We start from the raw sequence: 19,994 nt of genomic DNA, 5'->3' as shown, positions 1-19,994 counted from the left end.
TCGCTCAAACTGCCGCTTTTAGGTATAGAGAAAGTTACTCTAACGAAACTGGTGCACGACCTTCGGCAACTGCGTTACCTACTAAGACATCAGCCAGTGCGTTCAGACTATAGCTGGTAACCTTGTTATCACCCTTACCAACTTGCTCGTCTATGCTTATCGCATAACTAAATGTTGCAATAGCGATGTCTGTCACATTTTTGAGATCATTTGCTTCATACGGCATACGTAGGGGAGCAAAAACCACGGTTTTCTTCTGTGTTTTCGCAGCAGTCATCATCATTTTGCTAAATGCCATCACATCAGATTCACTTGCGCGATGCTTTATATGTTCAGGTAGATCAAGCCCACCTAACTCATAGTTCGCGTGAAGCGGATTAATATTACCCACCACTAGTACTTCTGCCTGTTTTAAAAGCATCATAGCTAGCTGTTTTTTTGGCAATGCCATTAAGGGTAGACAAGCAAATTCTAGGGGCTTATTAGTACTCTTTGAACCTGCTCGTATCAGTGCACTTTCAAAGGCTAAACACCTTGCGGCATCAGGCATTAGCGCAAGCCAGCGCGTTGATTTTACCGGAAGCTTCCCCTTTCCATATAGTACCGAGACCGAAGCCTTAGAAAGCGCTTTCTCAATTCGGATTCCTTTGTTTTTTAGACTGTTAGGATTATCAATCGTTGTATTTTCTTTTGCCTCATCAAGCCACCAAGATACAGGTTTAGAAACGAAGCTTTCTAAAGTAAACTGTTGTTTTGCTTTAAGAATACGATTATAGGAAGATACCAAGAAAGCGCTTTCTGAAAACGAGTCTGATGACGTGTTTACAAGTCTTATTGCCACATTATCTAAAAGCTTTGAGAATGCGTTGATATCCTTTTTATTTCTTATGGTGAAAGGCATGAGCGCAATATCCGCACCGGCACTGAATGCGCGAACGAGTGCTTCTTCGTGCGAGAAGAACTGTGTAATACCAGCCATATCTAACGCATCTGTAACGACCAGGCCTTTATACCCTAATTGCTTGCGAAGCACGTCGGTTAGTATCTTTTTCGACAAGGTAGCGGGAACAATTTGCAGCTTGCCATTCTTGTCTGCAATTTCAGTATCATCCAAAGACGGATATTGAATGTGTGCGCTCATTACCATTGCCGGCGGGGTCGCACTATTAATTATATTAGCGAAAGGAAGAACATCCTCTGCCATTGCTTGAGCCTTGGTATGCGTGACTTGCGGTAAGCCACTGTGACTGTCCACATGGGTATCACCGTGACCTGGGAAGTGTTTAATAGCAGCCAAGACTCCCGTACTTTGCATCGCACTTACAAACGCCTGTCCGAGTGCCGCCACCTGTTCTGGTTTTTCAGAAAAACTGCGTACGTTTATAACGGGGTTCTTTGGCTCACTATTTACATCCACCGACGGCGCAAAATTAGTGTTAACCCCTAAAGGTAACAGCGTTTGGCCAATGTGCGATGCTACGCTTTGGGCAAAGGCATGGCCCCGCTGATGAAAGGTAGCACCGATGGCCATGTTACCTGCAAACGGCGAAAGCATATCTGAAGGCAGTCTCGCTACTCTCCCCCCTTCTTGGTCGACAGCAATGAATAGCGGTTGTCTACCTGCATTTACCATATGTCGCTGCATGGTGTAATTAAGCGTAATTAACTGCTCGGCATTTTGAATGTTTTCCGAAAATAAAATAACGCCGCCTATGTTGTGTGTACTGAGCACACTTAAAAGCGAAGGAGGAATTTCGGTCATGGGCGTGCGACAGCGTGACGATGGCGTACCATCTTCACAAAAATAGCGAAAATCCAAAATAATCTTTTGCCCAAGCATGTTCTTTACTGCGCTGACAGCTTCGCTGCTAATCGTTTTCGCGCTACCCGTTTCATCGCCAGCTTTTTTAGCAGCAACCTTTTTAGCGGTGATTTTGTTAGCGCTAGCCTTTTTGGCGTTAGTTGGGGGCAATTCAGTATTGGTGGCACTTGGGGTAGATGTGTCGCCGTTTAAAGCGTTTGCCGTTGCACTAGCAGCAAGAATGCCGACACTAAATAAAACTAAAATGCCTGAAAGAAAATGGCTTAAGCTCAATACAGAAGTACGCTTTTTACAAATAACTTGCTGGAATAACAATGTTTATCTAATCCTTGGTAACACAGAGCACAATACGGTACGCTAGCATAAATGAGAGAAGCATGTTCGCCAACTTTGAACTGTATTCACACCTTCTCTTACGCGTTAGTTTATATAATTTGCTACGTGAAAAGACATACCTGTAGGGCACGCTGAACTTAGGTAAACAATCTAGAGCAGCAGGTTCTAAGCACACATAAATTTAAGTTTGGAAAGAAGTATGGATTGGATGTCAGTCATCCCCCCTCTTGTGGCTATTGCCGTCGTTTTTTGGAAAAAAGAAGTTATCTTAGCATTGGCGCTGGCCGTACTGTCTGCTGAAGCCTTAATTCTAGTCAATGCTGATATCACAACCAGCTATATGGCCCCTATTAATGCCATAGAACGTGTGGTTGATACCGCTGCTAGCCCAGGGAACACGCGGGTGCTTATTTTTTCCGTTCTAGTCGGCGCACTATTGGCTTTTATTCGTGATTCTGGTGGCGTAACGGCAACCGTTAACTTTCTGGTTAATAAGGGCGTAGCGAAAAGCCGTAAACAAGTAGGCGGCTTAACCATGTTTACTGGTATTGCCGTATTCATAGAATCGAACTTGAGCGTGCTTACTGCTGGTATATTCGCCCGAGGGTTGTTTGATCGTTTCAACATGAGCCGCGCACGTTTAGCTTACATAATTGATTCCACCAGCGCGCCAGTTTGTATTTTGATTTTATTAAACGGCTGGGGCGCTTTTATACTCAGCCTACTCGATGCCTACGAACTACCCGCTTCGTCAGCTTCCATTTTATGGGGCAGCGTATTTTTTAACTTTTACGCTATTTTCACTTTACTTATTGTGGCTTACACAATTTCCGCTGATAAAGTGCACGGCCCTATGGCTGAAGAAGAAAAAGCACTGTCTCATGTTGAGGTAAATCACACGACTGAGCCTGCCACTAAAGCGCGATTTATGCTGGTTCCGCTGCTGGTGATGGTATTGAGTATGGTTGGCTTCATGTTCTGGACAGGTAACGGCGTTTTATCTGAAGGCAGCGGCAGTAAATCAGTTCTTTATGCGACGGCTCTTGCCACTGCTATTGCCTACGGTCTGCTTCTCGTTCATAAACGATTTACTCATAAAGAAGCGGTAGACATCGGTTTTAAAGGGATGGGCGAACTACTCCCCCTAGTTACCATAGTGTTACTTTCATTAACCTTAGGCAATAGCCTTAAGGTGCTAGGAACCGGCGTATTTGTGGCAGGAATAGTGGGTGAATACCTTCCAATGGTGCTGATTGTTCCCATGTTATTTATTGCCGGCGGGATCATGTCGTTTACCACAGGCACGTCATGGGGTACGTTCGCCATCCTTATACCTATTGGTGTACCACTAATTCAGAGTTTAGGGTTGCCTCCTTCTTTGGTTATTGGCGCTATATTGGGTGGCGGTATATTTGGCGATCACTGTTCGCCTATTTCCGATACCACAGCCGTATCTTCGCTAGCAGCGGGTACTGACGTATTAACGCACGTTAAAACCCAGTTTCCTTACGCACTATTTGCCGGCGCACTTACGCTTATTGCCTATTTTGTAGCAAGCTTAGTCATGCTTGGCTAAACATGTGACTAAGGTTTGTTGGTAGCCGATTGCTAATATCAAGGTGTTAGCAATATCTGTAGCAAGGAGTTTTCTAATGAAAAGACGGATAGCAAACATCGGGTTTATCTCGATGATAGTAGCATTTATTTCGGTAGTGGCAGCATGTTCACATTCGCCAAACGACACAGTTAATACTGTTGGAGAAAATGCCGTAGGCTTAAGTCAGCAGGCCGTTGCCATGCCTGACAGCTATAGCGCCGATGCTGCTATGCAGGTACTTCAGGAAGGCGGCAACGCTATTGATGCGGCTATTACTGCTCAGTTTGTTTTAGCCGTAACATTGCCAGAGGCGGGTAACGTTGGCGGCGGTGGCTTTATGACAATAAAGTTCGAAGATAGCACCGACTTTCTTGATTACCGCGAAATGGCACCTGAAAATGCGCATCGGGATATGTATCTTGACGAGCAAGGTAACGTAAAGCCATATGAGTCATTGTTTGGCGCTAAAGCGTCTGGCATTCCCGGTACCGTTGCCGGCATGTGGGCCGCGCACAAAAAATACGGCACATTGGATTGGGAGCGTCTACTCGCACCAGCGGTTGATTTGGCCGAGCAAGGTTTTGTGGTTCACGAGAAGCTGGCTAATAACATTAGACGCTATATTGAACGTACCAAAAAAGCAGGTATCAATAACAACTTTAGCGAGTATTTTGCACACGCCAAAGCAGGCACTACCTTCAAACAGCCAGAGCTAGCGAAAACGCTTAAAGCTATTCAGCAACAGGGAAAGGATGGCTTTTATAAAGGCGATGTAGCAAAGCATATTGTTGATTTTATGCAGCAAAACGGCGGCCTTATTACCTATGAAGATTTGCAAGCTTACAAAGCCGTGTGGCGCAAACCGCTACACTTAAACTGGCAAGGTTATGAGCTGGTGACCGCACCTCCTCCAAGCTCTGGTGGTGTTGCCGTTGCCCAGTGGATTGGCATGCTAGAAGCCTATGACGAAACGCACGACTTGCCAGCGCAAAACAGCACCGAATATATTCATGTTATGTCTGAAATAGGCAAGCGCGTGTTTGCCGATCGCGCTGAATACATGGGCGATCCTGACTTTGTTAGTGTTCCGGTAAAAGCGCTTACTGACGCTAACTATATTACTCAACGCGCAGCAGATATTCAGCCTACCAGCATTTCTGATACCCCAAGCGTTAAGCCTGGTTTAAAAGAAAGCGAAGATACTACACACTTCTCCATTATGGACAGATGGGGTAACGCGGTTGCCAATACAACGACCATCAACCTTACGTTTGGTAGCGGTGTTGTTGTGACTGGTGCTGGCTTTTTGTTGAATGATGAAATGGACGACTTTAGTGCCAAGCCTGGCGTGCCTAACTTCTTTGGCGCAGTGGGTGGTGAAGCGAATGCTATTGAACCTTACAAGCGCATGCTGTCTTCTATGACACCAACGCTGGTCACTAAAGACGACCAAGTGGTTCTGGTAACAGGCTCTCCTGGCGGCACTACCATTATTTCGTCGGTCACACAGTCGCTATTGAATGCACTGCTTTACGATATGAGCGCTGAAGAAGCCGTGAACGCACCACGTTTTCATCACCAGCTACTGCCCAAAGACACCATTCGTATGCATGACGGGTTTACAGAGGCAACGGTAAATGAGCTTAAAGCAATGGGCTATACCATAGATAACCGTCGATTTGGTGATGTGCATTTAATTAAGCGCACTAAAGAGGGTGTAGAAGCCGCATCTGAAAAAAGCGGACGAGGTAAGAGCCTTGTCCAGCCTTATTAGCACAGTAGTATTAATGTAAGCCATATTAGGGTAAGCCGTATTTGCTCAGCCCTTTAAAGGCGAAGCGATGATGACTGAGAACTTATGGCTACTAGCTAAAGGGCTGATGGAAACGTGGAACTTCAAGTGGTTTCAGTATTCATACAGCCCTTTTTCAGAGGAGATAGCTGTGGAGTATTCCACAGTTGGCCTATTTAAATATCGCATCAACTCTGGCGAAACTGCTAGTGTGTTTACAGCAACAATGCAGCGTCGATAGGCACGTACTTAGACGCCACTTTTTGAATACTTTCAGCCGTTAATGCAGGGACACCGTACACCGTTACGGTTTTCCCTTTTGCTTTAAGGGCGTTTACAAGAATATCGAAATCGCCGTCGCCCGACACCAAAATGATCTCATCAACATCGTCGGCGTGTTCAAGTGCATCTACTGTTATACCTACATCCCAATCACCTTTCGCCGAGCCGTCAGCACGTTGAATGAAAGGCTTTAACTTTACTTCAAACCCAATAGCACGAAGAATGTTTTGAAATTCACGTTGCTTGCTGTCACCCCTGTCTATTGCGTAAGCAAAAGCATGTGCTATGTCTAAATTATAGGTAAGTTCACGCCAAAACTGGTTGTAATTAAAGTTACGTTTGTACGCCTGACGGCAGGTGTAATACACGTTTTGTACGTCTACCAGCACTAATGCTTTATTCAAAACCACCCTCTTCTTCGGTTTACTCGGTTATTGTTTTCTGATGTTATAGCCTTTTGATAATAAAACCAAAAAACCTGATGATGAAATTTATGCGCAAGGCGCACAACTACCTGGGCTTAATTTTGTTTGTGCAAATAGGTCTATGGTTTTTAAGTGGCTTAGTCATGGCCTTGTTACCCATAGATGAAGTAAGAGGCAATCACTTAAAACATGCCGTCACTACGTCGTGGCACGATGTTACGGTTACCCCTTCCGACATTTTGCGCCACCACAGTAGCGCTGCCGTACTTTCACTTACTCATCGTATAAATGAAGTTGGCCATGCTGGCTCAAACACGCTTGATGCTATTCCTGTTTATCATGTCGTAGATGACAACATTGCCTATCGCTACAGCGCATTAACAGGTGAAGCTTTGCAAACCATGCAAGAAAGCGCTATTCGTAAAGCAGCAAAAGGGCAATACACAGGTACTGGCGATATTGGTGAGACCCAGCTATTAAGCGTGTTACCTCAAGAAGTGCAAAACCTGTCTGCGCCATTATGGCAGGTAAACTTCGATGACGACTTTAATTCGCGGTTTTATATCGACCCAAACACAGGCAGTGTTCTGCGCGTACGTACCGACACATGGCGGCTGTTTGATTTTATGTGGATGCTGCACATAATGGATTATAAGGACAGAAGTAACTTTAACACGCCGTGGTTAATTGCTTTTTCGGGCAGCGCCTTTTTGTTCACCCTTACAGGTGTTGCGCTTTTATATAAGCGCTTCAAACCAAAAAAGAAGAAGCGCTAGCCAAGAGCCTGTAATCTTTAACGTACTAATTTTGGTCTAGATGGAAGTCTTTTAAAGAGGGCAACAGTGCTGCCCACAAAGGGAACTGCGCTACAGGACGCTAACAAAGAGTAAAAGACCCCAATTATTATGAAGCGAAAAGCTGAGAAATATCGGCGAACGCTTTGAACTCTAACGCGTTGCCGAAAGGGTCTTTGAAAAACATGGTGGCTTGTTCGCCCGGCTTACCTTTAAAACGAATATAAGGTGCGATAACAAACTCAATATCAGCAGCTTCCAGTTTACTTGCCAATTCTTGCCAGTCGTCCATGGTTAGCACAACACCAAAGTGCGGCACCGGCACAGCATGATCGTCTACCCCGTTATAGGAAGGCGGCGACGGCATAGCCTCTACACAATGGGTCACTAATTGATGGCCGAAGAAGTTCCAATCTATCCACTGGGTGTCACTGCGGCCCTTTTCACAACCCAACAACTCACCGTAGAACGCTTCAGCATCGGTTAGATTAGTGACCGGTATGGCAAGGTGAAAAGGCTGAACCATGAAAATTCCTGTTATAAAAACTTCTTAAGTAACGATAGCTTAAACTTTGAAAACGGTGCGTAACGAAAGAACACGTCTAACGCAAAAGAACGCTTCATCACTGTTTTAATATGACTGAATGTATCAAAACCTGCTTGGCCATGATAGCTACCCATGCCGCTATTTCCTACGCCACCAAACGGTAACTCAGGGTTAGTCATAAACAGCATAGTGTCGTTAGTACACACACTGCCTGAACTGGTTTTGCTGATAATATTATCAAGCACATCATCCTTATCACTAAATGCATAAAGTGCGAGTGGCTTAGGCCTGCTGTTCACAAACTTTATGCCCGCCTCCATGTTGTCGACAGTGATAATAGGTAGAATAGGGCCGAATATCTCTTCTTTCATTAGCGGGCTATCTAGCGATGGCTCCAGTACAAGGGTAGGCGCCATTGCTGGACGAGATTCATCTAGCTCGCCGCCATACACCACATTGACGTTTTCAAGGTAATTTTCAAGACGCTTTAAGTGACGATGATTAACGATATTGCCGTAATCTCGTGACGATAAAGGTGCTTTGCCGTATTGCTTTTTCAGCTCTTTTTTAACCGCATCAATAAGCTTTTGCTCAAAGCCCTTTTCAACAATGACATAGTCAGGCGCAATACAAGTTTGGCCCGCATTCATCCATTTACCCCACACTAAACGGCGCGCGGTGACAGCAAGGTTTGTGTTTTTATCAACAAAACAGGGACTCTTACCGCCAAGCTCAAGGGTTACTGGAGTTAAATGTTTGGCCGCGGCGCTCATGACAATTTTGCCCACCACTTCACCACCGGTGTAAAAAATATGGTCCCATTTGCAGGCAAGTAGCGCCGTCGCTTCATCTTTACCGCCTTCTATTACGGCAACGCATGAATTATCCATATATTGGGGGATAAGCTTAGCCACCAGCGACGAGGTTTCTTCAGCCAATTCAGAGGGTTTCAATACCGCACAGTTGCCCGCTGCAATAGCGGCGATATAAGGGGCAAGCAATAACTGAAGCGGATAATTCCACGCTCCGATAATAAGCACAGTGCCAAGCGGCTCAGGCTTGCGAAAGCTCTTACCTGGCCATGCCACCATGGGCGTTGATACTTTGCGTGGCTTTGCCCATTTATCCAAATGCTTAAGCGTATGCTTGATATCAGAAAGCAGAAACCCTTGTTCCGCTACCATGGCTTCGGTCTTACATTTGCCCAGGTCATTTTTAAGGGCCTGCAAAATGTCGTGCTGGTTGTCTTTCAGTAAAGTTTCTAATGCCTTTAACTGGCTTTTACGCCACTCCAAGGACTGGGTTTTCCCTGTATCGAAACTGTCGTTAAGCTTGTGAACAACGTCAACGAAACACACGCCAGTTTCCACTGCGTGAAGAGAAGGTCTATTTGGCATAAGAAGGCTCCGATAGCATAACACCCACTGCAACAATTCTATGGCTCATCTTAAGATTGTTGTCGGGCAAAGCAGCGCAATAATTAACTGATACTATCTTATATTAATAGGGATGTTCGAAGACAACGCAACTAAATTGTTAATTAATGTTTAATGAGCTCGTATTTTAGGTGCAAGTGGCTGACGTTACACTTAAGAAGTATAAACAGTTAACGTTGAAGCGATAACAAGATTATATAAAAGTAAAAGGTCGAAAAATTACAAACAAAAAAGCCCAGTGAACACTGGGCTTTTAAACATATTTAATGTGAAACTATTACGCGTCGTACGGGCTGCGTAAAACGATAGTTTCGTTTCTGTCAGGGCCTGTTGAAACGATATCAACCGGCACACCTGTTAGCTCTTCAAGACGCTTAATGTAGTTTTTCGCTGCTTGTGGAAGCGCTTCAAACTCAGTTACACCAAAGGTGTTATCTGTCCAGCCCGGCATTTCTTCATAAACTGGGGTTACTTTTTCGTAACCATCAGCCGCCATAGGTGGAACGTCTTTCACGTTGCCGTCTGCATCTTTGTAGCCTACACAAATTTGAAGGCTTTCAAGACCGTCTAGCACGTCAAGCTTGGTTAAACAGAAACCTGTAATAGAGTTAATTTGTACTGCGCGTTTCATCGCAACTGCATCGAACCAACCTGTACGGCGCTTACGGCCTGTAGTTGCGCCAAACTCGTGACCTTTAACACCTAAGTGTTGGCCTACTTCACATTCTAGTTCAGTAGGGAAAGGACCTGAGCCTACACGCGTAGTGTATGCTTTAACAATACCCAGTACGTAATCTAGCTTAAGTGGGCCAAAGCCAGCACCCGTTGCTACACCACCAACGGTAGTGTTTGAGGACGTAACATAAGGATAAGTACCGTGATCGATGTCTAGAAGTGTACCTTGTGCACCTTCAAACATAATAGGCAAGCCAGCATTGTGTGCTTTGTCTAGTTCGTCAGTTACATCAACAACCATTGCTTTAAGAATGTCAGCAACTTCCATTGCACCTTTCAAGGTTTCATCAAAGTCTACCGCTTCTTCACCATAGTATTGCGTAAGTGTGAAGTTATGCACATCTAGCACTTCTTTCAGCTTTGCTGCGAAGTCTTCGGCGTTAAATAAGTCGCCTACGCGTAAACCGCGACGAGCTACCTTATCTTCATAAGCAGGACCGATACCACGACCCGTTGTACCAATTGCTTTTGCGCCACGGGCTTTTTCGCGCGCTACGTCAAGTGCAATGTGATAAGGAAGAATTAGCGGACAAGCTTCACTAATCTTTAATCGCTCGCGCACTGGAACGCCACGCTCTTCAAGCATAGTCATTTCTTTCATTAGTGCGTCAGGGCTAAGCACAACACCGTTACCAATAATACAGGTAACATTTTCGCGTAGGATGCCTGATGGGATTAAGTGAAGTACGGTTTTTTCACCGTCGATTACTAGAGTGTGACCTGCATTGTGTCCGCCTTGGTAACGAACAACATATTTTGCGCGATCAGTGAGTAGGTCTACGACCTTGCCTTTACCCTCGTCACCCCATTGAGTGCCGAGTACCACAACGTTCTTTGCCATGAATCATATGTGTAAGAAAATTAGGCGGGGATTCTACAAAATTCTAGGGCAAGGATCATCTCTTTTTCGAACAAAAATACGACTATTTTATTTTTATTTTTGAAATCACAAAGATGACCCACTGCCGCTCGATCCTTTTTGAAATAAGGCTTGGCTTCTTATTTTTCAGCACAAACATTCTAAGACGCTAATTTTTAAAGCTTTCTAAACATTACCAGGTAAAAAAGCTGAACAGACGGTCTATCGCAGTCTGCGCTACGCCCATTTATATAACGTTTTGCTATTATTCGCGGGCATTGGATGCTTAAAAGCTAATGAGGTATTCAAAGGGCTGAAAATACACATCTGAATGTTGAATACAGGTTTAAGAGCACACTTTTCAGTCAACGGTAAAGTCGCGCTCCTTTTCGTACTATGTATTATGGTAAAGCGTGTGGCAGTGTTTGATGAGGTCCGTTTTCACACCGCTTCACGCCTCTTAATGCCTAGATCTGGGCGCTAACTCAACTGAAATAAAACAGCAGTAGTGCGCCTATTATCACAAGGGTTCCGCCAATTTGACGCAGTTGATTGCTGGGCTGTTGGCTTATCTGAAGTAAATAATTGCGCCATTTATTAGGAAAAAGAAGCGGCCCTATTCCTTCTATAATAAGTACCAACGCTAAAGCGGGTAGTAGCCACTCCATAAAACTATCCTTAAATAAGTGTGACGTTAATATTTACGTATGTTTAAAGCAACGACTTACGCTTTCTGATTCAGTGCGGTTAAATCAATGTACTCAGGGGTGTGGTACAGACCAAAACCAAACCGTAAGCGGTTTCCTCTAAAATCGGTAAGGATATGGTGCTCTTTAAGCGCTGAAGCAAGGGCTTTTGTTTCATCGGCACTATCTAATTCAAAGGTAAGGAAATGCCCTCGGTTTGCTTCATCACTTACTGCTAGATGTTTTTCGTTTAGCAAGGGATGGTTGCAGGTAGCAAGTTTCTCTAGAAATGTGCGCTGCATGCCCATTATATATTCGTTAACTGTGGCAACATCTAAACTATTATCTTCAAACATGCGAAGCACAGCTCTTAACCTGTAGAGCGCTGTAAAATCCATAGTGGCACCGGCAAAGCGCATCCCATCTAAACTATATTGCACGTTATTTTTACCGCCCGTCTCGCGGGGTTTGTCTAACTCGCCAAATTCGGCAAACCAGCCGGTATACGTGGGTCTTAGCTTACAACCCACCGGCACGTGGGCGAAGCACGCCCCCTCTCCCGCCTGTGCGTATTTATAACTACCTGAAAGATAAAAAATACGATGAGCAATATCGGCAAGGTCCGTAGGCTTTGCCATAAAGCCGTGATAACCATCAACTACGACGAGGGTATTGTCGTTAGTCACACTATGTACAATATGTGAAATATCACTTACCACATAACCAGAGTTGAAAAAGACCTGACTAAGGAAAACTAGCTCAGGATTGTGTTCGGCAATAGCCGCTTTAAAGCGTGAAGAAAAAGTATGATAGGGCTTGGTAGGTACGGTAATAAGTTCTATTGCACCCTGTTCTTCTAGCCTACTCGCTTGGCGCTGAAAACTGTGAAACTCGCTGTCCGTCGACACCACTTTATAAGGTGCAGCACTATCTATGCAGCTCATAATACGATAAAGCAATTCATGAGTATTTGGCGCAAAAACGATTTGCTCAGGCGCGCCAGTATTCAGTATGTTGCTAATACGCTGCTGCAGTTCCGGTACTAAAGTTTGGAAAAAATACCCCCACTTTTCGTCTACGTATTTAGCACTGTCATCCCAATAGTTAAGCATTGCTTCGCGTGTGCAGTCTGGCCAAAAATAATGGCTGTGACACGCATAGTGCTGCTTACCTTTGTTAGCGTTGAGAAACCCCGTATAAAACTGCTGATATGCCATGCTTTATTGCCTAATATTAAAACCGCTTAAACCCTATCAAACTTCAGCGTACTTCGCATGAACCTGCGCCTACAGCAAAACATTTATTTACAAAATAGGTGTAAATAGTTTTGCCCAAGTCGTTGCGCTTAATGTTATTTCTTATATACATACGCCCACTGCAAAACTGAAAAACTCTGCTATACCCTATAGAGGTGAGCTGGATTTGTAAGTCTAGTTAGCAAGCTCCATCTGTTCCACGCAGACACACATTAAAGGTACTTTATGCGTTTTCCTAAATACGGAAATTATTCATTGGATGTCTCAGGTAACGTTCTTGAAGTGTTTGCTACCGGAGCGTGGAACCTTAAAACAACAGAATTTTTTATAGAGGAAATGCATGAGCTTATTGATAGGTTCGACAATAAGCCTTGGGCAGCCTTAATGGACGGACGCCGTTGGGTATTATCTACGCCGGAATGTCAGACCCGTTTAGCGGATGCAATAAAGGTAAATATTTCGAAAGGGCTTAGTCGTTCAGCGTATGTGCTAGATAGCGGAATGATCAAGCGTGCTCAACTAGAACGCACCCATCCTTCAAACCAACGTGATTTTGAAACGAGCAACTATGAACGGGAGTATTTTGAAAAATACTTCGAGGCACTTAACTGGTTGCATAAGGAAGGGTTTTCACCTATTTGCTAGTTTTATAGCCCAAGGCGATGGTTTTAGCGTTACTGTGAACGCTAAAACCCGAATAGGCTTAGTACAACAAGCTATAGACTTTACGACGATACTCTGACTTAAGCGGGTCGCCGTCAGCGAGTGCGTTCATCATATCCATCATTAACTTTCTGGCATCGCCAAAGCCAAGTTCTTTCTTTAATACAGTATAAAGAAGTTCTAGTGCATCTTGTGCTTTGTTCGCTTGCTGCAACTGTACAGCTAGGTCAACCTTAAGCTGCAGGTCATCAGGGCTCGCTTCTACTGCCGCTTGAAGCTGGCGTATTTCAGGCGTATCTGCCGCTTGTTCTGCAAGTTCAATTTTGCCAGCCAAACTCTTATAGCGAGAATCTTGATCTACTAGCTTAATCTCTTCAAGCAAAGCTTTAGCTGCATCGATAGAGCCAGTCTCAACGTAGCAATCAATAAGCATATACTTAGCGTTTACGTTATCAGGGTTAAGCGTTAAGGCTTCTTTTGCCGCTGGCAGTGCTTCTGCGTAATCCCCTTGTTGGATCGCCTTGCCAGCAGTGGCAAGTAGGTCATCTTCTGGGTTTGGCAAATATTTATCCAGCATTTCACGAATTTGCTGCTCAGGTTGTACACCTGCAAAGCCATCGACGGGCTGACCATTTTGCACCACCATCACCGTTGGTAGGCTTCTAATACCAAACTGAGCCGCCACTTCTTGCTGTGCTTCGCAGTCTACTTTGGCCAAAATCAAATGCTGGCTATATTCACCTGCCAGCTTTTCTAATATGGGCATTAGGTCTTTACAAGGTTCGCACCAATCAGCCCAGAAATCGATAAGCACTAGTTTTTCTTGTGATGCTTCTACAATAATTTGCTGAAAGTTTTCTACCGTAATATCCACGATGGTTGCTTGGCTATTTGCAACGAGATTTTCCATGACGCAGGCCTTTAATTTCTTGTATTGAGAGGAATATGGGGCAGACGCTGTAAAATTACAAGGTTAACGCGCGTTATCTTTAGTTTCGCAATGAGCGACATACTCTTTTTATAAAAGCAGCCATTTCGTCTTTGTCGCTTTCACGACAATCTACAATCTCAATGAATGTTAATGTAGTGTAAATTCGCTCTATTGAGCTACTTTATTATCAAGCCACCCTACATCTTTAAGATTTGGCCGAGAGGGTTTTATGACTACACAAACCAGCACAGACACTCAGTTTGCTTCATTCAAAGAGTTTTACCCGTTTTATTTAAATGAGCATAAAGACGGCACATGCCGCACGCTTCATTTTATCGGCTCTTGGCTAGTACTTAGCGTTATAGCGCTGGCAATATATATGGCGAGCTGGTCGCTACTGTGGTTTATACCGCTAGTAGGTTACGGCTTTGCGTGGGTAGGACACTTCTTTTTTGAGAAAAATCGCCCCGCCACATTCAAACACCCCCTTTACAGTTTGATGGGCGATTGGGTTATGTTTAAAGATATTCTGGTGGGCAAAATTAGCCTTAAAGGTGAATAAGCCTTGTGAGAATTAGACAACGGCGATACTGCGTTATTACCGATAATACCCGCTGTTAGCCTCCCATTGTTATACATAGCGCTATGTGTTGCGATACATGCAGTAATACGCACTTTTAACGGACAATCCTGCCCCTTCACCGCACACCCTTTACATAATGGAAACGAAAGCGATATGGTTGAGAATAAGGTTCACAGTTTACTAAATTAACCCTAGCGTTAACGTTAAGAGCACGACTGCGAACACATTACCTATCGCGCTTAGCGCAACAAGAATAACAAAAGGAACAAACATGTTTGTGTCTCGTTTCCCCCTTCGCCCTATGCGACAAGGCTTATTAGCTACCTCGACAGCATTATCATTATTGGTTTTAGGTATCAGCCAAGCCAGTGCGTTGCAAAATTCTGGCTCTGATTCAGATAGCGTAAATGCGCTAACGTACGAAGATACCTTTAACTTGGAATTTGTCGCTAACCCTCAATTCCTTGATAAAGAAACAGTCATTTATTCTCGTCAAAGCATGGATGTCATGACTGACGGAAGACAAAGCCGATTGTGGCAGGTGAACATTAAATCAGGTGAGCATCGCCCGTTTATCGGACTAGACGAGAACTTGTCACAGGCGACTTTGTCGCCCAACGGTAAAATGGTGGCGTATACAAAATCGGTCAACGGCCGCGCACAAATCCACCTTTATTATTTAGATACAATGCAGTCTGTGCGTTTAACCAATACCAGCGAGACACCTCGCCAGTTAACCTGGTCTCACGACAGCAAAACTTTAGCCTTTACGCAGTTTACCGAAGAAAAGCAAAAGCCATTGTTTACAGGAATGCCGAGCAAGCCAAAAGGAGCAAAGTGGGCTGACCAAGCCACCTATATTGACGCGGTAAAATATAGAGGTGACGGCATAGGCTACTTGCGCGAAGGCTTCGATCAGATTTTTGTTTTACCTGTGGAAGGCGGCACACCGCGACAGTTAACAATGGGGAAATTCCCAAGCGGCGGTACCCTTGCCTTTTCTAGAAACAATGACTGGATTTATTTCGCCACACCGCAGCGAGAAGACTATGCGCTGCACCCATTGTCTGGCGATATCTACAAAGTGAACGTAAGCACAGCGGCAGTTGAACAAGTTACCGATATGGAGGGCCCTGAAGGCAGACCAACCTTAAGCCCCGACGGAAAGTACCTTGCGTTTACTCAGCTAAACGACAGAAAGCTTTCATACCAAAACGGTGACATTGTTGTACTAGAGCTTAAAAGTGGTGATATCACCCGCTTAACTACATCGTTAGATAGAAGCTTAGGTAAGTTCACGTGGCGTAAAGACAGTCGCGGATTAGTTTTCTCTTATCTTGATCATGGCGAGACTAAGCTTGCTACAGTCAACCTTAAAGGTGATGTAAGAACTATTGATGTAAGTATTGGCGGTCAGGCCTTTGGCCGCCCTTACACGTCAGGTGACTTTGCAGTTAGTGAAAAAGGTGACATCGTTTATACCACTGCCAGCCGCACCATGCCTGGCGACTTAGCGCTTTACAGAAAAGGTAAAGACGACACAGTGCTTACCGCTTTAAATAACGACGCACTCGGGCATAAGACGTTGGCAGAGGTACAAGATCTTTCCGTAGAATCAAGTGTTGACGAACTACCTATCGACGCATGGATTGCTTTGCCACCTGGATTCGATAGCAGCAAGAAATACCCGCTGATATTAGAAATTCACGGCGGTCCTCATGCGGCCTACGGCCCTCATTTTGCTATGGAAATTCAGCTAATGGCGGCGCAAGGTTATGTTGTGGTATGGGCTAACCCAAGAGGCAGTAGCTCATACGGTGAAGAATTTGGTAATTTAATTCACCATAACTACCCGTCAGAAGACTACAACGACTTGATGGACGTGGTAGACGCCGTTGTTGAACAAGGCTATGTTGATTCAGAGAACTTGTTTATTACCGGCGGCTCGGGTGGCGGTACACTTACTGCCTGGTCTATTGGTAAAACTGAGCGCTTTAGTGCGGCAGTAGTGGCGAAACCCGTTATCAACTGGATGAGCTTTTCGTTGACGGCTGATGCATATCCTTACTTTAGCCAATATTGGATGGCTGATATGCCTTGGAAAATTGCCGATAAGTTGTGGCAGCGCAGCCCGCTAAGTTTAGTGGGTAATGTAGTAACGCCAACTATGCTGCTAACCGGCGAAGCCGATCACCGCACCCCCATCAGTGAAACCGAGCAATATTACCAAGCGCTGAAACTGCAAGGTGTGGATGCGGCGATGGTGCGAATTCCAGGGGCTTCACACGGCATTGCAAGCCGCCCCTCTCGCTTGATTCAAAAGGTGGGAAATATTGTGGCGTGGTTTGAGCGCCACAAGAAAGACAACGACAGCGAGTAAATCGGTTTAAATTATGAGCTCTCTTTAAGAAAAAAGGCGCCCTTCAGTGAAAATGGCGCCTTTCTTTTTTTATCATCGACCCTTATTTGGTCAGCTTCACAACTTTGCCATTGGGCGCGTCTGTCAGTAAGTAAATAGCACCATCTGGCCCCACTTCTACGTCGCGGATGCGGTCGTGATTGTCTCGAACATACTCGAACTGCTCATCTGGCTTTCCATCTTCTACCTTGATACGGCGAAGGTGCGTAAATTTTAAAGAGCCCACTAATATATCGCCGTTCCACTCTTTAAACATGTCGCCCTGATAGAAGGTTAAGCCGCTTGGTGCAATGGACGGATCCCAGTACAACCAAGGCTGCTGCATACCATCCATATGAGTTTTATCGCTGATAATATCGCCGCTGTAGTCAACGCCATAGGTAATTTCTGGCCAACCGTAGTTCGCACCGCGCTCTAAGATATTAATTTCATCACCGCCTTTAGGACCGTGTTCCATCGCCCAAACTGCGCCGGTTTCAGGGTGAATAGTTACGCCTTGGACATTGCGGTGACCATAGCTAAATATTTCAGGGGCATTGCCATCGGTAAAGGGGTTATCCTCTACTGCGCTGCCGTCACGGTTGATACGCACAATTTTACCAAAGTGATTATCGGTGTTCTGCGCTTCTTTCATGTACTTATAGCGATCGCCCATGGTCACGTATAAGTGCTTTTTAGCATCGAATGCTAAGCGACAGCCAAAGTGAAAGCCATTATCGACAATAGAGTCGGCACTGAAGATAACATCGACATTCTCAAGGCCCGAATCAGTAAGCGTGGCTTTTGCAACACTACTACTGCTGCCAGGCTTGCCTTCTTTCTCACTCGCTTTGCTGTAACAGAAATAAATTGTGTTGTTGCTGGCAAAGTCTGGGTCGATGGTAATGTCTAACATACCACCTTGGTTCTGCGCGACCACTTCTGGTACGTTGTTTAGGCGCCCTGACAATTTACCGTCTTTTGACAATCGTTGGATACCACCCGCTCGTTCGGTTACCAGCAAGTCTCCATCAGGTAAAAACACCATGCCCCATGGATGCTCTAAACCTTCAGCAAGCGTGGTTACGGTTATATCGCTGTCAGTAATTTCATGCGCTTCGCCATGCTTATGATCGCCATGAGCTAGGGCGAATTGGCTTACCGTTAGCGCCATTGCACTCGCTACTGCGCACGCTATCGGGCGCGCTAACGTGCTTAAGGGTTTGGACTTAACTGCTAAAGTGCTTAATGGTTTCATCGTTAGAAGCCTCTTTTACAGAAGCTGTGTTTGGTTGCACAGACTTCTTCTATTATTTTTTAAGTTATAGCAGTATACAAAAAAGGGTACAGCGCTGCTGTACCCTTTGTGATAGTTTTACTCGCTAATGCGATAAAGTTAGTTTGTCGTCTAAACGATGCGAACCACCTTCACCACGGCGGCGTATTTATTTTGGAAGCGTTGCACGAAGCATCCACGCTGTTTTCTCGTGAACACGCATGCGGTCACCGATTAGCGCTGCAGATGATTCATCGTCCGCATCTTGCGCTAGCTTTAATGATTCGCGGCACGTTTTCACTACTTGCTCATGACCATGAGTCAGTAAGCGAACCATTTCGTTGGCCTCAGGCACACCTTCAACTTCTTCAATTGAACTAAGTTCAGCGAACGACTTATATGTGCCCGGCGCTGAAACACCTAAAGTACGGATACGCTCTGCGATTTCGTCTACCGCTTCCGCAAGTTCGGTGTAATGCTCTTCAAACATAAGATGCAGTTCACGGAACTGCGGCCCTTCTACATTCCAATGGAAGTTATGCGTTTGAAGGTACAAAGTGTAAGAATCGGCCAATAGCTTTTTCAGGCCTTCTGCTACTGCGTTACGATCGCTTTCAGAAATACCAATATCAATCTTGCTCATGTCACACTCCTTAACGTTGAAACCCTTTTAGAGATTTTCGTTCAGCCAGTTTCTTGGCCATCAAAAATCTAGGTCTTGATAATATAGGTTAATAATACTCTATAATTTTTGATTTAGATTAACGGTTTAGTTAATTGCTTCCATCGTATTAATCGATGACGTTAAGCGTTTTGTCTTAGATATCTGACTAATGGTGGTGATGATGGCCATCACCCGTTTCTTTTTTGGCTGATGGCTCTTTTCCAGCTGATGGCTCTTTTTTAACAGGCAGTCTTACCTTAGCCTCGCTCGCATCGTCAAACTTAAGTGTTAGCGCTATTTCACTACCCTCTTTTAAACCTTTGGTCAGTCCCAACAGCATTATGTGGCGACCACCTGGTTCAAACGCAATCATTTGGCCCGCTTTAACCTTAACCCCTTCAGTTAGCTCACGCATTTTCATGACGTCATCTTGCATAACCGTTGTGTGGATTTGCGCATCACTTGCTATATCTTGGGGTACTAAAACAGATATCAGCGTTTTATCGCTTTTACTTTGATTATGTAAAGTAAAGTACACTGCGCCGGTTTTTGCCAAGGCAAAGGTTGCTCTGGCGTAACCGTTCATCACCATAACGTCAGTTTGCTTACTGGCGTGCCTGTGCTGCTCTTCTGGCTTGTGGTGGTTATCATGATCATTGCCATGGGCTGAAATAGTCCCAGACAAGCTTAAAGAAAATAAGCCAGTAACGATAACTAAAGGTTTAAGTGATTTGGAAAAAAGTGACATACAGTCTGCTCCGAATGAGTATTCGTAAGCAAGTGTACGTAAGTTTGGCATAGGAAAAAAGAAAAATGGTGCCGACTGCCGGAATCGAACTGGCGACCTACTGATTACAAGTCAGTTGCTCTACCAACTGAGCTAAGTCGGCACACTTTAAAAACCGCTGCCTA

The 19,994-nt window shown here is 44.8% G+C and carries 18 protein-coding genes and 1 tRNA gene; 7 read left to right on the top strand and 12 right to left on the bottom strand.

Going from position 1 to position 19,994, the window contains the following annotated elements; translation table 11 throughout:
- Nucleotides 1-34 precede the first annotated feature (34 nt).
- Nucleotides 35-2,137, bottom strand: coding sequence for a glycoside hydrolase family 3 N-terminal domain-containing protein (locus PCAR9_RS02280; protein ID WP_179982228.1), 2,103 nt, complete (start codon nucleotides 2,135-2,137; stop codon nucleotides 35-37).
- Nucleotides 2,138-2,357: 220 nt separating this feature from the next.
- Here PCAR9_RS02280 and PCAR9_RS02275 point away from each other — a divergent pair, with 220 nt between their 5' ends.
- From PCAR9_RS02275 to PCAR9_RS02265, 3 genes are all read left to right on the top strand, one after another.
- Nucleotides 2,358-3,734 carry a Na+/H+ antiporter NhaC family protein gene (locus PCAR9_RS02275; protein WP_179982227.1) on the top strand — a complete coding sequence of 459 codons (1,377 nt, stop codon included), beginning with the start codon at nucleotides 2,358-2,360 and terminating at the stop codon, nucleotides 3,732-3,734.
- 76 nt (nucleotides 3,735-3,810) lie between these two features.
- Nucleotides 3,811-5,529 carry a gamma-glutamyltransferase gene (ggt, locus tag PCAR9_RS02270; protein ID WP_179982226.1) on the top strand — a complete coding sequence of 573 codons (1,719 nt, stop codon included), beginning with the start codon at nucleotides 3,811-3,813 and terminating at the stop codon, nucleotides 5,527-5,529.
- Between the two features lie 67 nt (nucleotides 5,530-5,596).
- Nucleotides 5,597-5,788: a hypothetical protein gene (locus PCAR9_RS02265; RefSeq protein ID WP_179982225.1), complete on the top strand. Its 192-nt coding sequence runs from the start codon at nucleotides 5,597-5,599 to the stop codon at nucleotides 5,786-5,788.
- Here the strand turns inward: PCAR9_RS02265 and PCAR9_RS02260 are convergent.
- Nucleotides 5,763-6,233 (bottom strand): LabA-like NYN domain-containing protein, encoded by a 471-nt coding sequence (locus PCAR9_RS02260; protein WP_168463103.1) that lies wholly within the window; start codon nucleotides 6,231-6,233, stop codon nucleotides 5,763-5,765. The genes PCAR9_RS02265 and PCAR9_RS02260 overlap by 26 nt on opposite strands.
- 89 nt (nucleotides 6,234-6,322) lie before the next feature.
- On the opposite strand from PCAR9_RS02260, the gene PCAR9_RS02255 reads away from it, so the two are divergent.
- The gene (locus PCAR9_RS02255; protein WP_232091091.1) at nucleotides 6,323-7,030 is read left to right on the top strand and encodes a PepSY domain-containing protein; all 708 of its coding nucleotides are present in this window, start codon (nucleotides 6,323-6,325) and stop codon (nucleotides 7,028-7,030) included.
- Between the two features lie 127 nt (nucleotides 7,031-7,157).
- On the opposite strand, the gene PCAR9_RS02250 is transcribed toward PCAR9_RS02255, so the two are convergent.
- The 5 genes from PCAR9_RS02250 to PCAR9_RS02230 form a co-directional block, all read right to left on the bottom strand.
- Complete coding sequence (locus PCAR9_RS02250; RefSeq protein ID WP_136783501.1) at nucleotides 7,158-7,574, bottom strand: VOC family protein; 417 nt, start codon at nucleotides 7,572-7,574, stop codon at nucleotides 7,158-7,160.
- An 11-nt stretch (nucleotides 7,575-7,585) separates the two neighbouring features.
- Nucleotides 7,586-8,992: an aldehyde dehydrogenase family protein gene (locus tag PCAR9_RS02245; RefSeq protein WP_110289448.1), complete on the bottom strand. Its 1,407-nt coding sequence runs from the start codon at nucleotides 8,990-8,992 to the stop codon at nucleotides 7,586-7,588.
- A 316-nt stretch (nucleotides 8,993-9,308) separates the two neighbouring features.
- Complete coding sequence (locus PCAR9_RS02240) at nucleotides 9,309-10,607, bottom strand: adenylosuccinate synthase (RefSeq protein ID WP_156085873.1); 1,299 nt, start codon at nucleotides 10,605-10,607, stop codon at nucleotides 9,309-9,311.
- Between the two features lie 503 nt (nucleotides 10,608-11,110).
- Complete coding sequence (locus tag PCAR9_RS02235; protein ID WP_014948108.1) at nucleotides 11,111-11,293, bottom strand: DUF2065 domain-containing protein; 183 nt, start codon at nucleotides 11,291-11,293, stop codon at nucleotides 11,111-11,113.
- A 56-nt stretch (nucleotides 11,294-11,349) separates the two neighbouring features.
- Nucleotides 11,350-12,528, bottom strand: coding sequence for an aminotransferase class V-fold PLP-dependent enzyme (locus PCAR9_RS02230; protein WP_179982224.1), 1,179 nt, complete (start codon nucleotides 12,526-12,528; stop codon nucleotides 11,350-11,352).
- A 264-nt stretch (nucleotides 12,529-12,792) separates the two neighbouring features.
- Between PCAR9_RS02230 and PCAR9_RS02225 the strand changes: the two genes are divergently transcribed.
- Complete coding sequence (locus PCAR9_RS02225) at nucleotides 12,793-13,212, top strand: hypothetical protein (protein WP_179982223.1); 420 nt, start codon at nucleotides 12,793-12,795, stop codon at nucleotides 13,210-13,212.
- Nucleotides 13,213-13,270: 58 nt separating this feature from the next.
- On the opposite strand, the gene trxA is transcribed toward PCAR9_RS02225, so the two are convergent.
- Nucleotides 13,271-14,140: a thioredoxin gene (gene trxA, locus PCAR9_RS02220; protein ID WP_179982222.1), complete on the bottom strand. Its 870-nt coding sequence runs from the start codon at nucleotides 14,138-14,140 to the stop codon at nucleotides 13,271-13,273.
- A gap of 250 nt (nucleotides 14,141-14,390) precedes the next feature.
- On the opposite strand from trxA, the gene PCAR9_RS02215 reads away from it, so the two are divergent.
- Complete coding sequence (locus PCAR9_RS02215; protein WP_179982221.1) at nucleotides 14,391-14,723, top strand: Mpo1-like protein; 333 nt, start codon at nucleotides 14,391-14,393, stop codon at nucleotides 14,721-14,723.
- Nucleotides 14,724-15,015: 292 nt separating this feature from the next.
- On the top strand, nucleotides 15,016-17,124 hold the full coding sequence (locus tag PCAR9_RS02210; RefSeq protein ID WP_179982220.1) for a S9 family peptidase: 2,109 nt from the start codon (nucleotides 15,016-15,018) through the stop codon (nucleotides 17,122-17,124).
- An 82-nt stretch (nucleotides 17,125-17,206) separates the two neighbouring features.
- On the opposite strand, the gene PCAR9_RS02205 is transcribed toward PCAR9_RS02210, so the two are convergent.
- The 4 genes from PCAR9_RS02205 to PCAR9_RS02190 form a co-directional block, all read right to left on the bottom strand.
- Complete coding sequence (locus PCAR9_RS02205; RefSeq protein ID WP_179982219.1) at nucleotides 17,207-18,400, bottom strand: PQQ-dependent sugar dehydrogenase; 1,194 nt, start codon at nucleotides 18,398-18,400, stop codon at nucleotides 17,207-17,209.
- Nucleotides 18,401-18,587: 187 nt separating this feature from the next.
- Complete coding sequence (locus PCAR9_RS02200; RefSeq protein ID WP_118490413.1) at nucleotides 18,588-19,061, bottom strand: Dps family protein; 474 nt, start codon at nucleotides 19,059-19,061, stop codon at nucleotides 18,588-18,590.
- 187 nt (nucleotides 19,062-19,248) lie between these two features.
- Nucleotides 19,249-19,830: a copper chaperone PCu(A)C gene (locus PCAR9_RS02195; protein WP_179982218.1), complete on the bottom strand. Its 582-nt coding sequence runs from the start codon at nucleotides 19,828-19,830 to the stop codon at nucleotides 19,249-19,251.
- A 66-nt stretch (nucleotides 19,831-19,896) separates the two neighbouring features.
- Nucleotides 19,897-19,972: transfer RNA gene (locus tag PCAR9_RS02190), tRNA-Thr, on the bottom strand.
- Nucleotides 19,973-19,994: the final 22 nt, after the last annotated feature.

The sequence above is a fragment of the Alteromonas macleodii genome (assembly GCF_903772925.1).
Lineage (GTDB): Bacteria > Pseudomonadota > Gammaproteobacteria > Enterobacterales > Alteromonadaceae > Alteromonas > Alteromonas macleodii_A.
Note: the sequence above shows the minus strand (reverse complement) of the source record. Positions and strands in the feature narration are given on the sequence as shown.

What these genes read in the sequence shown, in the direction of transcription:
- PCAR9_RS02200 (WP_118490413.1), bottom strand. Translation starts at nt 19,061, where the DNA reads ATGAGCAAGATTGATATTGGTATTTCTGAAAGCGATCGTAACGCAGTA.
- PCAR9_RS02230 (WP_179982224.1), bottom strand. Translation starts at nt 12,528, where the DNA reads ATGGCATATCAGCAGTTTTATACGGGGTTTCTCAACGCTAACAAAGGT.
- PCAR9_RS02195 (WP_179982218.1), bottom strand. Translation starts at nt 19,830, where the DNA reads ATGTCACTTTTTTCCAAATCACTTAAACCTTTAGTTATCGTTACTGGC.
- PCAR9_RS02275 (WP_179982227.1), top strand. Translation starts at nt 2,358, where the DNA reads ATGGATTGGATGTCAGTCATCCCCCCTCTTGTGGCTATTGCCGTCGTT.
- PCAR9_RS02245 (WP_110289448.1), bottom strand. Translation starts at nt 8,992, where the DNA reads ATGCCAAATAGACCTTCTCTTCACGCAGTGGAAACTGGCGTGTGTTTC.
- PCAR9_RS02255 (WP_232091091.1), top strand. Translation starts at nt 6,323, where the DNA reads ATGCGCAAGGCGCACAACTACCTGGGCTTAATTTTGTTTGTGCAAATA.
- PCAR9_RS02235 (WP_014948108.1), bottom strand. Translation starts at nt 11,293, where the DNA reads ATGGAGTGGCTACTACCCGCTTTAGCGTTGGTACTTATTATAGAAGGA.
- PCAR9_RS02215 (WP_179982221.1), top strand. Translation starts at nt 14,391, where the DNA reads ATGACTACACAAACCAGCACAGACACTCAGTTTGCTTCATTCAAAGAG.
- PCAR9_RS02265 (WP_179982225.1), top strand. Translation starts at nt 5,597, where the DNA reads ATGATGACTGAGAACTTATGGCTACTAGCTAAAGGGCTGATGGAAACG.
- PCAR9_RS02205 (WP_179982219.1), bottom strand. Translation starts at nt 18,400, where the DNA reads ATGAAACCATTAAGCACTTTAGCAGTTAAGTCCAAACCCTTAAGCACG.
- PCAR9_RS02210 (WP_179982220.1), top strand. Translation starts at nt 15,016, where the DNA reads ATGTTTGTGTCTCGTTTCCCCCTTCGCCCTATGCGACAAGGCTTATTA.
- PCAR9_RS02250 (WP_136783501.1), bottom strand. Translation starts at nt 7,574, where the DNA reads ATGGTTCAGCCTTTTCACCTTGCCATACCGGTCACTAATCTAACCGAT.
- trxA (WP_179982222.1), bottom strand. Translation starts at nt 14,140, where the DNA reads ATGGAAAATCTCGTTGCAAATAGCCAAGCAACCATCGTGGATATTACG.
- PCAR9_RS02240 (WP_156085873.1), bottom strand. Translation starts at nt 10,607, where the DNA reads ATGGCAAAGAACGTTGTGGTACTCGGCACTCAATGGGGTGACGAGGGT.
- PCAR9_RS02225 (WP_179982223.1), top strand. Translation starts at nt 12,793, where the DNA reads ATGCGTTTTCCTAAATACGGAAATTATTCATTGGATGTCTCAGGTAAC.
- ggt (WP_179982226.1), top strand. Translation starts at nt 3,811, where the DNA reads ATGAAAAGACGGATAGCAAACATCGGGTTTATCTCGATGATAGTAGCA.